Source organism: Dongia sp. (assembly GCF_041918875.1).
Lineage (GTDB): Bacteria > Pseudomonadota > Alphaproteobacteria > Dongiales > Dongiaceae > Dongia.
The window spans coordinates 58,562-70,879 of the sequence record NZ_JAYRUV010000023.1 but is presented as its reverse complement, the minus strand read 5'-3'; the positions used below and the strand labels follow the sequence as shown (position 1 = coordinate 70,879).

At 63.7% G+C, this 12,318-nt stretch carries 8 protein-coding genes; 7 read left to right on the top strand and 1 reads right to left on the bottom strand.

Annotated elements, in window-relative coordinates; genetic code table 11:
* Positions 1-148 precede the first annotated feature (148 nt).
* On the bottom strand, positions 149-1,063 hold the full coding sequence (locus tag ACE3TY_RS19685; protein WP_374656176.1) for a LysR substrate-binding domain-containing protein: 915 nt from the start codon (positions 1,061-1,063) through the stop codon (positions 149-151).
* Positions 1,064-1,211: 148 nt separating this feature from the next.
* Here ACE3TY_RS19685 and ACE3TY_RS19680 point away from each other — a divergent pair, with 148 nt between their 5' ends.
* The 7 genes from ACE3TY_RS19680 (at position 1,212) to ACE3TY_RS19650 (ending at position 12,227) form a co-directional block, all read left to right on the top strand.
* Entirely contained in the window at positions 1,212-2,774 is a 1,563-nt protein-coding gene (locus ACE3TY_RS19680; protein WP_374656174.1) for a trimethylamine methyltransferase family protein, read from the top strand.
* 156 nt (positions 2,775-2,930) lie between these two features.
* The gene (locus ACE3TY_RS19675; RefSeq protein WP_374656172.1) at positions 2,931-5,360 is read left to right on the top strand and encodes an FAD-dependent oxidoreductase; all 2,430 of its coding nucleotides are present in this window, start codon (positions 2,931-2,933) and stop codon (positions 5,358-5,360) included.
* Positions 5,361-5,612: 252 nt separating this feature from the next.
* Positions 5,613-8,054, top strand: coding sequence for an FAD-dependent oxidoreductase (locus tag ACE3TY_RS19670; RefSeq protein WP_374656170.1), 2,442 nt, complete (start codon positions 5,613-5,615; stop codon positions 8,052-8,054).
* Positions 8,055-8,377: 323 nt separating this feature from the next.
* Positions 8,378-8,923, top strand: coding sequence for a DUF1003 domain-containing protein (locus tag ACE3TY_RS19665; RefSeq protein ID WP_374656168.1), 546 nt, complete (start codon positions 8,378-8,380; stop codon positions 8,921-8,923).
* Positions 8,924-9,074: 151 nt separating this feature from the next.
* Positions 9,075-9,806, top strand: coding sequence for a PolC-type DNA polymerase III (locus tag ACE3TY_RS19660; protein ID WP_374656166.1), 732 nt, complete (start codon positions 9,075-9,077; stop codon positions 9,804-9,806).
* A gap of 18 nt (positions 9,807-9,824) precedes the next feature.
* Positions 9,825-11,255, top strand: a complete 1,431-nt coding sequence (locus tag ACE3TY_RS19655) for a DUF294 nucleotidyltransferase-like domain-containing protein (RefSeq protein WP_374656164.1) — start codon at positions 9,825-9,827, stop codon at positions 11,253-11,255.
* Between the two features lie 549 nt (positions 11,256-11,804).
* Positions 11,805-12,227, top strand: coding sequence for a metallopeptidase family protein (locus ACE3TY_RS19650; RefSeq protein ID WP_374656162.1), 423 nt, complete (start codon positions 11,805-11,807; stop codon positions 12,225-12,227).
* Positions 12,228-12,318: the final 91 nt, after the last annotated feature.

Below are 12,318 nucleotides of genomic sequence, written 5' to 3'. Positions count from 1 at the left end.
CAAACTCTCCTAGGCTCAGTTCCATCACCTTCTCCCATAGCCGAAGCACCGCTATAGAGAGTCAGCTTCCGAGCCAATCCGCAAGTCCCACGAGATGTGTGAACATCGTAGCCCCCAACGTGGGGGAGGGTTAGGGAGAGGGGGCTATCTATCCAGCAAACGCCGGATCGCTGGCAATTTCCGCCACCAGCCAGTCGCGGAAATGCTGCATGCGGGGCTCTTTCACGCGTTCTTCGAGACAGGCCAGATACCAGCTGGCGCCGTGGCGCACCTCGATCTCGGGGAAGGGCTTCACCAGGCGGCCGCTCTTCAAGTCGGGCGCCACCATGAATTCCGGCACCACGGCGACACCCTGGCCCTCGACCGCCGCTTCGATGGCGAGCAGATAGGAATCGAATTTGGGCGCGGCGCGGCCCTTGAGTGTCGGGAGATGCGCCGCTTCCAGCCAATCGTGCCAATCCTCGGCGGCGGTGTAGACCTGCAGCATGGCGTGGTTGACGAGATCGGCCGGCTGCCGCAGGCCTATACCGGCCAGCTGCACGGTGGGCGAACAGACGGCGACGAGACGGGCATCGAAAAGATGCATGTAGTGGATGCCCGGCCGGTTCGGATTGCGCGTGCAAATGAAGCCCAGATCGCCCGCGATCGCGTCGAACTCCCAATCCGATTGCTCCGTGAAGAAGCGCACCAGGATGTCGGGATGTTTGGCCTGGAATAGATGCAGGCGCGGCAGCAGCCAGCGCACGGCGACGGTCACATAGACCTGGATCACGAGATCGCCGGAGATCCGCACGCGGTCGACCAGGCCCACTCCCTGCGCCAGCCGATCGAAGCCGTCGCGAAGGTTGGGATAGAGCTGGGCTCCGGCCTCGGTCAGCTCCACCCGGCGCGCGGCGCGGCGGAAGAGGGAGGTGCCCAGGCGCTCCTCCAGCCCCGCCACCTGATGGCTGATGGCCGATTGGGTGAGGCTCAGCTCCTCGGCCGCCACCCGGAACGACAAATGCCGGGCCGCGGCCTCGAAAGCCTGAAGCGATTTCAGCGATGGAAGATTTCGTTTCGCCATGCAGCATGATTTAGCGAATTTTTTCGGCTCTGTACATGAAATGATTTCATGAAAAGCTGAAGAAGGGTCGCTTGCCCGAATGGGCTCCCGGGGCGAATATCCGCCCGAAAACGCGGGGTTATCTGCGCCCGCCCTAAGGAGATCATCCATGAGCACGACTTTGGACACCACGGTGCGGCGCGGCGGCCGCGAGGCGCGGCGCGCGGCGCGTGCGGCCCCCTTGCCCGAAAACCAGCAGCCGGTGCGCCCGGGACTGGAAGGCGGCCGCTACAAGCCGCTTTCGGAGGCCGAGGTGCTGAAGATCCACAATGCCGCCCTCGATGTGCTGGAGCAGATCGGCATGGCCGACGCGATCCCCAGCGGTATCGAGGCGATGACCAAGGCCGGCGCGGTTCTGAACGCCAATGGCCGCCTGACCTTCCCGCGCGCCGTGGTCGAGGATGCGCTGGCCAAAGCCGCGCGCCGCTTCCCGCTTTATGCGCAGGACCCGCGCCACGATCTGCACCCCTGGGACAAGAAGGTCTATTTCGGCACGGCGGGGGCCGCCGTGCACATGGTCGATCCGGTGACCGGCGATTATCGGGATTCGGTCACCAAGGACCAGTATGACATCTCGCGCATCGTCGACACGCTGGACCATATCCATTTCTATCAGCGTTCGGTCGTGTGCCGCGACCTGCCGGACCCCTTCGAGATGGACTTCAACACCTGCTACGCGGCCGTCTCCGGCACCACAAAGCATGTGGGGTCGAGCTGGGTCGATCCCAAACATCTCGAAGCCAGCCTCGAGATGCTGCACATGATCGCCGGCGGCGAGGACAAGTGGCGCGAACGTCCCTTCGTCAGCCAGTCCAATTGTTTCGTCGTGCCGCCCTTGAAGTTCGCGCAGGATGCCTGCCGGTGCCTGGAAGTGGCGGTGCGCGGCGGCATGCCGGTGCTGCTGCTCTCGGCGGGCCAGGCGGGTGCGACGGCGCCGGCAGCCCTGGCCGGCGCCGTCGTGCAGGAAGTGGCGGAATGCCTCGCCGGCCTCGTCTATGTGAACGCGATCAAGCCGGGGGCGCCGGCGATCTTCGGCACCTGGTGCTTCGTTTCGGACCTTCGCACCGGCGCCATGTCAGGCGGCTCGCCGGAACAGGCCTTGCTCTCGGCGGCCTCGGCGCAGATGGCGCAGTTCTACGATCTCACCGGCGGCACCGCCTCGGGCATGACGGATTCCAAACTGCCGGATGCACAGGCCGGTTACGAGAAGGCCTATAACCATGCCCTGGTCGGCAATGCCGGCGCCAATTTGATCTACGAATCGGCCGGCATGCATGCAAGCTTGCTCGGCTTCTGCCTGGAAAGCCTGCTCATCGATAATGACATCATCGGCGCCACGCAACGCACGATCAAAGGCATCGATGTTTCGGACGAGCATCTTTCCATCGAGACCATCCGCAAGACCTGCCTGGAAGGACCCGGCCACTATCTGGGGTCCGAGCAGACGTTGCAGCTGATGCAGACGGAATATGTCTATCCCATGATCGGCGACCGCGCGAACCCCAAGGAATGGGTGGAGCAGGGAAGGCCGGATTCGGTCGCCCGCGCGCAGAAGAAGTTGAAGCAGATCATGGCAAGCCACTTCCCGGCCCATATCCCGGCCGCAGTGGATGATGCGATCCGCGCGAAGTTCCCGGTGCGGCTGGAGCGGGAGCATATGCGCAAGGGGTAGCGTCGCCGTTCGGTGCCGTTTTAATGTCATCCCCCGCGAAGGCGGGGGATCCACGAGTTGTTTTCTTCAGACGATGGAAACTCGTGGATGGCCCGCCTGAAGCGGGCCATGACAGTTTTACTGATGGATTTGAGACCAGATTTCCAGGGGACCAGAATGACGCAACATGCGCGGGTAGTCGTGATCGGCGGCGGGGTTGTCGGCGCGAGTGCGCTTTATCATCTCGCCAAATTGGGCTGGAAGGATTGCGTGCTGATCGAGCGCGACGAGCTGGCCTCCGGCTCGACCTGGCATGCCGCGGGCAATGTGCCGACCTTCTCCGGTTCCTGGAACATCATGAAGATGCAGGCCTATTCGGCCAGGCTCTACAAGATTCTGGGCGCCGAAGTCGATTATCCGATGAACTATCACATCACCGGGTCGATCCGCCTCGCGCACAAAAAAGCGCGTATGGAGGAATTCGCGCATTCGGTGGCGATGGCCCGTGCGCAGGGTTTGGACTACGCGCTGCTCTCGCCGTCCGAGATCAAGGACAAGTACCCGCTGATGGAGATGGACGATATCGTCGGCGGCCTGTGGGACGCCCATGACGGCGATATCGACCCGTCGCAGCTCACGCAAGCGCTCGCCAAGGGCGCCAAGGATATGGGCGCCAAGGTCTTGCGCTTCAATGGTGTCAGCGCCATCAAGCAATTGCCCTCCGGCGAATGGAAGATCACCACCAAGGACGGCACGGAATTCGTGGCGGAGAAGGTCATCAACGCCGCCGGCTACCGCGCCGGCGAGGTGGCGGCGATGGTCGGGCAATACCTCCCCATCATCGCCATGCAGCACCAGTACCTCATCACCGAGATGATCCCGGAACTGGCGGCGCGGGATATGAAGCTGCCGCTGGTGCGCGATCCCGACGTCTCCTATTACCTCAGGCAGGAACGCGACGGCCTCATCCTCGGCCCCTATGAATGGAACTGCAAATCGGATTGGCATGACGGCATTCCGGCCGAATTCGCCTTCCAGCTGTGGCCCGACGATCTCGACCGCCTCGAAAGCTATATCGAGCAGGCGGTTGCGCGCGTGCCTGTGCTGGGCACGGTCGGCGTGCAGAAGGTCATCAATGGCCCGATTCCCTATTCGCCGGACGGCAACCCCTATATCGGGCCGCAGCATGGCCTCACCAATTTCTACAACGCCAATACTTTTAGCTTCGGCATCTGCCAGGGCGGGGGTGCCGGCAAGACGATTGCCGAATATGTCGTGCATGGCGAGCCGGAATGGGACCTGTGGGGCCTCGACCATCGCCGCTACACGGTCTTTGCCGATCAGAAATACACGATCGAGAAGGCCGAGGAGCTTTACCAGAACGAATATGCGATCGGCTTCCCCAATGAGGAACGCCCGGCGGGCCGCCCGCGCCTCAAAACGCCGCTCTTCGAGAAGCTGACCCAGAAGGGTGCCGTCATGGGTGCGCGCGGTGGCTGGGAACGCGCCGCCTACTTTCCGCGCAGCGCGGCGGAAGCGGAGCCGAGGCTCTCCTTCCACCGCGCGGAGCAGGCCTGGTTCGAGCCGGTGCGCGCGGAATGCGATGCGGTCGCCAACCATGTCGGCATCATGGATCTCGGCGGTTTCTCGAAGTTCATCGTCGAAGGGCCGGGCGCCGAGAAATGGCTCGATCATCTGGTCTGCGGCGCGCTGCCCAGATCGAACCGGGTGACGCTCGCCTACACGCTGACGCCCAAGGGCTCGATCCTCTCCGAATTCACCATGACGCGCCTGGCGCCGGAGAAGTTCTATCTGATGTCGGCGGGCTCGGGCCTCTGGCATGACATGGATTGGCTGACGCAGCACCTCCCAACGGATGGGTCGGTGAAGCTCTCGGAAGTCAGTCAGTTGGCTTCCTCGCTGGTGCTGGCGGGACCGCGGTCGCGCGACCTCCTCAAGAAAATCACCGATGCCGATCTTTCCAACAACGCCTTCCCCTGGCCGAGCTGTCAGGAGATTGTCGTGGCGGGTAAGAAAGTCACGGCGTTGCGCGTTAACTATGTCGGCGAATTGGGCTGGGAACTCCATGTGCCGATGGGCGACCTCGTCCACGTCTATGATGCGATCTCCGAGGCTGGCAAGGAATTCGGCCTCAAGGATTTCGGCATGTATGCGATGGATTCCTTACGCCTCGAAAAAGGCTACCGTTCGTGGAAGCAGGACATCACCCATGAATACACGCCCTTCGACGCCGGTCTCGAACGCTTCGTGAAGCTCAATAAGGGCGATTTCATCGGCCGCGAGGCCCTCATCAAGCGCCATGAGGCGGGCGAGAAGGAACGCTTCGTGCCGCTCATCGTCGAAGGCAATACGGCGGATGCGCCGACCTGCTCGATCGTTTTCCAGGACGGTGAGAAGGTCGGCATCGTCGGTTCCGGCGGCTGGGGTTTCCGGATCGGGAAGTCGATCGCACTCTCCTATGTGCGCCTCGATCTTGCCAATGTGGGAACGAAGCTCGAAGTCGAGATCCTCGGGAAACGCTTCCCGGCTGTCGTCGCCGAAGAACCGATCTTCGATCCGAAGAATGAAAGGTTGAAGGCGTGGTAATGGGTGAGAGTCATCAATCGCTCCCCCTCACCCTGACCCTCTCCCGCGAGGGGAGAGGGAATGTAGTGCCGCTGGCAGGTTCGTTGCAACTGAAGGCTATTGCGCCCGACGCATCTAGCCCCTCTCCCCTCGCGGGAGAGGGGTTGGGGTGAGGGGGCTCTCGATACCCGCCATCGAAACCGTCTATTTGCCCCCTGACCACACCCACCGCATAATCCGCCACCAACTCAACCAGCGAAGAAAACGATCCCCATGTCTCTCCCGAAAGAAGCCCGCGTCGTCATCATCGGTGGCGGTATCCTCGGTTGTTCGATCGCTTATCACTTAGGCAGGCTCGGCTGGGGCAGGGAGACCGTGCTGCTGGAGCGGAAGAAGCTGACCAGCGGCACCACCTGGCATGCGGCGGGGCTGGTGCGCGCTTCGCTCTATAGCGAGAGCCTGACCAAGCTCGCCAAATATACGACCGATCTCTATACCACGCTGGAGAAGGAGACCGAGCAGGCGACGGGCTTCGTGCAGCCGGGCTCGCTGTCGGTCGCGACCTCGGAAGCGCGCTGGGAGGAGTTCCGCCGTGGCGCCGACATGCTGCAGAGCTTCGAGGTCGAATGTATCGAGCTCGACCGGGCCGGCGTGCAGGAAAAATGGCCGCTCCTCAACACCGACGATGTGATCGGCGGCATCTTTTATCCGAAGGACGGCAAGTGCAATCCGGCCGACACCACCATGGCGCTGGCCAAGGGCGCCCGGATGAAGGGGGCCAAGATTTTCGAGGATACGAAGGTCGAGGAAGTACTGGTGGAGAATGGCCGCGCCGTCGGCGTGCGCACCTCGGACGGGATCATAAGAGCGGAATATGTCGTGTGTGCCGCCGGCATGTGGTCGCGCGAGATCGGTGCGAAGCTCGGCGTCAATATCCCGCTCCATGCCTGCGAGCATTTCTACATCGTGACCGAGCCGATGGAAGGCATGACGCCGGATCTGCCCGTCATGCGCGACATGGATCAATGCGCCTATTACAAGGAAGATGCCGGGAAGCTGCTGCTGGGCGCCTTCGAGCCGAAGGCCAAGCCCTGGGGCATGAACGGCATCCGCGAGGATTTCGCCTTCGACGAACTCCCTGAGGATTTCGATCATTTCGCGCCGATCCTCGAGGGCGCCATGCACCGCGTGCCGAGCCTGCAGAAGGTCGGCATCCGCAAATTCTTCAACGGGCCGGAAAGCTTCACGGCGGATCAGCGCTATATCCTGGGGCCGGCGCCGGAAGTGAAGAACTTCTTCGTCGCCGCCGGTTTCAACTCGATCGGCATTCAATCGGGCGGCGGCGCCGGCATGGCGCTGGCGCACTGGATCGTCGATGGCGAGCCGCCCTACGATCTGTGGGAGGTGGATATCCGCCGCCTGATGCCGCATATGAGCCGCAAGAGCTTCCTGGTGCCGCGCGTTTCGGAGGCCTTGGGCCTTCTCTATGCGATGCACTGGCCGTACCGCCAGTTCGAAAGCTCTAGGAATGTCCGCCAGACGGCCTTCTACGAAGATTGGAAGGGCTTGGGCGCCTGTTTCGGCGAAGTGGCCGGCTGGGAGCGGCCGAACTGGTATGCACCAAAGGGTGTGAAGCCGGAATATGAATACTCCTACGGCCGCCAGAACTGGTTCCCCTATGCGGCCGCCGACGTGAAGGCGACGCGCGAGGGTGTGGCGCTTTACGATCTTTCGACCTTCGCCAAGTTCCTGGTCGTGGGCAAACATGCGGAAGCGCTGCTGCAGCGCGTCTCGACCGCCGACATCGCGCAACCCGGCAGGGCCGTCTACACGCAATGGCTCAATGAGCAGGGCGGGATCGAGGCGGACTTGACCGTCTTCCGCATCACCGACGCGAAGTTCATGGTGGTGACGGCGGCGGCGACCGCGACGCGCGACTGGCATTACCTCAAAGACCATGTGCTGGCGGGCGAGGATGTCGAGCTGGTCGATATGACCACGTCTTATGCGACGCTCGGCGTCATGGGGCCGAAGAGCCGCGAGCTGCTCCAGCGCATCACCGATGCCGATCTTTCCAATGCCGGCTTCCCCTTCGGCGCCACCAAGCATATCGAGATGGGGAATGCGAAGGTGCGCGCGACGCGCATTTCCTATGTCGGCGAGCTGGGCTGGGAGCTTTACATTCCGACGGAATTCGCGCGCGGCGTCCTTCATGCCGTGCTCGAAGCGGGGGAGGGTCTCGGCGTGCGGCCGGCCGGCATGCATGCGATGGATGCCTGCCGCATCGAAAAGGCCTTCCGCCATTGGGGCCACGATATCGGCATCAAGGACACGATCCTGGAAGCGGGCCTCGGCTTCACCTGCGCCTTCGACAAGAAGGTGCCCTTCATCGGCCGCGACGCGGTGCTGAAACAGAAGGAAGGCAAGCTCGGCCGCCGCATGGTGCAGTTCAAGCTGACCGATCCCGAAAAGCTGCTCTATCACAACGAGCCGATTTACCGGAACGGCGCGCTGGTGGGCCTCGTCACCTCGGCCAATTACGGCCATCATCTGGGTGGCGCCATCGGCATGGGCTATGTTCATAACAAAGACGGCGTCGATGCGGCGTTTATCGCTGAAGGGAAGTTCGAGATCGGCGTGGCACTCACGCGCTGCCAGGCCGAAGCGAGCCTCGCGCCCATGTATGACCCGAAATCAGCCCGGATGCGGATGTAAGAGCAAGCCCCCTCTCCCTAACCCTTTCCCACGTTGGGGGGTATCGCATGTATCCAAAATCGTCATGCCCGGGCCCACTCTTGAATCAAGATTGGCCGGGCATCAGGTTTGACTGGGCTCTGCCCCTCAGTTGCGGGCTGATCCCCGGGTCAAGCCCGGGGATGACGACCTGAAAATAACTTCACATGCGATATCTTCCCAATGTAGGAAAGGGTTAGGGAGAGGGGGCTTTCGCCGTATCTCGCTTATCGTCATTTATTCCCTGCCTTCCTTTGTCGCTTCCGGCGATAATGCCGCCGTGACATTTCGCGAGGTTGGAGACCATGACCGGACGGGCGAAGGAGCAGGCGGCCGAAGAGGTGCGCACTTACGAGGCGCTGCTCGATGAGATCACGGCGCTGTCCCAGGAAGATCAGGTGCTGCTGCGCGACCTCCGCAAGGCGCGCGCCGATCGCGCCCCCAGCGATACCGGGCCGGTAACCCTTGGCGAGCGGACGGCGGACCGGATCGCCGCCATCGTCGGATCCTGGCGCTTCATCATCATTCAATCGGCGCTGCTGGTGGCCTGGCTGGTCTTCAACATCCTTGCCTGGCAGAGGGCCTGGGATCCCTATCCCTTCATCCTCCTCAACCTGATGCTGTCCTTCCAGGCGGCCTATACCGCGCCGGTCATCCTGATGAGCCAGAACCGGCAGGCGGCGATCGATCGCCTGACCCAGCGCTACGATTACGAGGTCAATCTGAAGGCGGAGCTGGAGATCGAGCTGCTCCATCAGAAGATCGACCTGCTGCGCGCGCGTGAGATCGAGCGCCTGACAGCCGTCATCGAGGATCTGCGCCGCCGCCTGCCGCAGGCGCCGGAAGCCTAGCTGGGCCTTGCGGTAAGCGAGGGCAATGCCGCAAAGATTGATTTTGCGCCACGGCATCGGCTTGCCGCGCGGTTGGGCGTGGCGGCGGCCCAGTCCCTGCCGTAAGCTGCTCCCACCGCTGGCGATTGGCGGCAATTCTTCGGAAGGGGATTTGATTTTGGCCTTGGAGCGCGAAATCGGCATCCGCACGACGCGGCTGACATTGGCCGGCCGGTTCTGGCGGGTGCTGCGGCGCCCGAACGGCACTGTCCGCTGCGGCCGCGCCCCGGGACTGCAGACACCCTTGGACATGCTCAGCGCCCTGGTTCTGGATACCGAAACGACCGGGCTCAATGTCCGCAGCGACCGCATCGTCTCGGCGGCGGGTTACCTGCTGGCCGGAACGGAACTGGCCGCCGAACCGCTCTTCGACATCCTCATCGACCCGCAACGGCCGATCCCGCCCGTTTCCAGCGCCTTTCACGGCATTTTCGATGATATGGTCGCCGGCCAGGGCGGTTTTGCCGCGCATTGGCCGGACCTGCACCGGCATCTGGAGCTCGGCCTCATCGTCGGCCATCAGATCTATTTCGATCTTGCCATGCTGGGCCGGGAAGTGCGCCGGCTGGGGACGAAGCTGCAGCCGCCCGTGGCGCTGGACACGGCGCTGCTCTATGCAGCGCTTCACCCCGGGCATCGGCATAAGGACCTGACCCCGTGCTGCGCCGAGTTCGGCATCGACGTCGTCGGACGGCATACGGCGCGCGGCGATGCGGAAGCGACGGGCCGGCTGTTCCTGGCCCTGCTGCCGCTGCTCAAGGCACATGGCATCCATACATTGGGCGAGGCGCTGGCCTTCGAACGCGCCGCCTTCCTGCAGCATCCGCGGCGCTGGCGCTGGTAGCGGCGGGAGGCGGCGGGCATGAACCGGGATATCCTGCAGCGGATCGATGCCTTCGCCTATCGCAACCGCCTGGCCGAGGTCATGCAGGCACCGGTCGTTACCATCGAAGCGGGGGCCCCTCTCACCGCCGCCGCGACGCTGATGGCGCAAAAGCGGATCGGCGCCCTTGCCGTGCTGGATGGAAAGGGCCGCGCCATCGGACTCGTCACCGACCGCGACATCGCCCATCAAGCCGCCGATCCACAGAACCTGGCGCAGCCGGTGGGCGGCGTCATGCAGCAGGACGTGGCGACCCTGCCGCCCGATGCCTTCATCTTCGAGGCGCTGACGGATCTGCGGCGCCACCATACCAGGCACCTCATCGTTGCCGATCGCGCCAGCGGCGCCGCGATCGGCATCGTCAGCATGAGCGCTCTCCTGCGGCTGCGCGCCGAGGATGCCCTGCTGCTGGCAGCCGATGCCGAGGAGGCGCCGGATGCCCAAAGCCTCAAGGAAGTGGTCGCCGCCTTGCCGCGCCTGGCGAAGTCGCTGCTGGCCGAAGGCGTGCCGCCGCGCCAGATCGCAGGCGCACTCGCGGCGGTCATCCGCGATGTCTATGCGCGCGTGGCGGTGCTGGCCGAAAGCCTGATGCTGGCGCGCGAGGGTGCTGCACCGGCGCATTGGTGCTTTCTGGTGCTGGGATCGGCTGGGCGCGGCGAAACTTTGCTCGCCGCCGACCAGGACCATGCGCTGGTGCATGACGGATATGAGGACGATTATCCCTGGTTCGAGAAATTCGGCCTGCATTGTTCGGCGATTCTCGACCAGATCGGCATTCCCTTCTGCCGCGGCGACGTCATGGCCAGCAACCGCGAATGCCGCCACAATCTCGACGGCTGGCGCAAGCGCATCGGCCTGTGGGTGGCCAGCGACGACGATATCGCCTTGCTCAATGCCGACATCTTCTTCGATTTCCGCCCGGCGCATGGCGAGATGAAGCTGGCCGCGGAGCTGCGTGCGATCGCTGCCGAGATCGGCCGCCAGCCGCTGTTCCTGAAACGCCTTGCCGCCTCGATCGGGCAGATCGAGCCGCAGCTGGGCCTCTTTGGCGGCATGAAGACCAGGGGTGGCCGGCTCAACCTGAAGCGCGGGGGGTTGCTGCCCATCGTCTCCGGCGCCCGTGTTCTTGCCCTGAGCCTGGGGAGCATGGCGCTGGAAACCGAAGCGCGCTGGGAGGCAGCGAGGATGGCTGGCCGCGTCAGCGCCGACGATCTTGTCCGCATTGCCGATGCCCACGACATGGCACTGCGTCTGATGCTGACGCAGCAGCTGGCCGACATCGAGAAGGGCCGCATGCCGGGCCCGGAGGTCGAGGTGAAGCGGCTGCTCGATTTCGACCAGGAACGGCTCAAGGACGGGCTCAGAATCGCCTCGGTGATCGACCTTATCGTCCGCCACGCCCTGGTTTGATCCGCCCCTCGCCCGGAGCGGTGACCGGCGTCACAGGCCGGTTCCCGCCGCCGCCGCCGCGCCACGGGCGATGTCTCCGCTTTTCCACCACAAACCCCTGATTCCGCCACATTTCCGGCACCGGCCCGCCATCGCCCGGGGCGATGAAAGGGCGTGCCGGCCTTAAGCATCCCTGGTGAGCGCGATCACTGCGCAAGGGGCCGAAGCCGGCCAGATTAGGGGCAAGTCGTTTTCATTCAACCGGCACACGGCATTTGCCATCAGGGGACCAGCATGTTCGATAGCGTCGTAACCCTCAGCGCCCGCCTTACCCTTCTTTCGCTTTTCGTCTTGTTGCTGGCTCTGGCCGGCGCCGGCGCCTGAAGGAGGCTGCGATGACGCACCCTGGCACCACCGGCCGCATTTTCCTCAAGCTGACCGTTGCGGCCGAATCGCTGATCGTGCTGGCCGTGCTGTGGCTGGCGCTCAGCTCCGACCTGCTGGGGTAAGCTTGCGCCCGGCGCCTGCGCTGGGGTCTAATCCAGACCCGTCCAGCCGAGGTGCCGAAAAATGTCTCCAGAGTCAGATGCCGACCCGCTGCGCTCCTTCGGCCCGGCGCCCAGCGCCGGCGAGATCGAAGAGATGGGCCGCAGAATCCTCGCGGCCCTGCCCCCCGAATTCATGGTCCGCTGCGCCAATGTGGCGCTCCGCGTCGAGGAGTTCGCCGATGAGGAGACATTGGCGGATATGGATATCGACGATCCCTTCGAACTGGCCGGCCTCTATCGTGGCGTGCCGCTGACCGAACGCGGCGCCGACGATCCCACCGGCCTCGACATCGTCTTCCTCTATCGCCGTCCGATCCTGGATTGGTGGGCGGAGGAGGATGCGACGCTGGAACAGCTCATCCGCCACCTCGTCATCCACGAGATCGGCCATCATTTCGGCTATTCGGACGCCGAGATGGAGGCGGTGGAGAATATGGAGGGATAAGGCCCGTCACTTGGCGCCCCCCTCCCAACCCTCCCACCTTCAGGGGGGAGGGCTTTGCGGTCGCGCTCGTTCAAACACCCTGCTCTAGAAC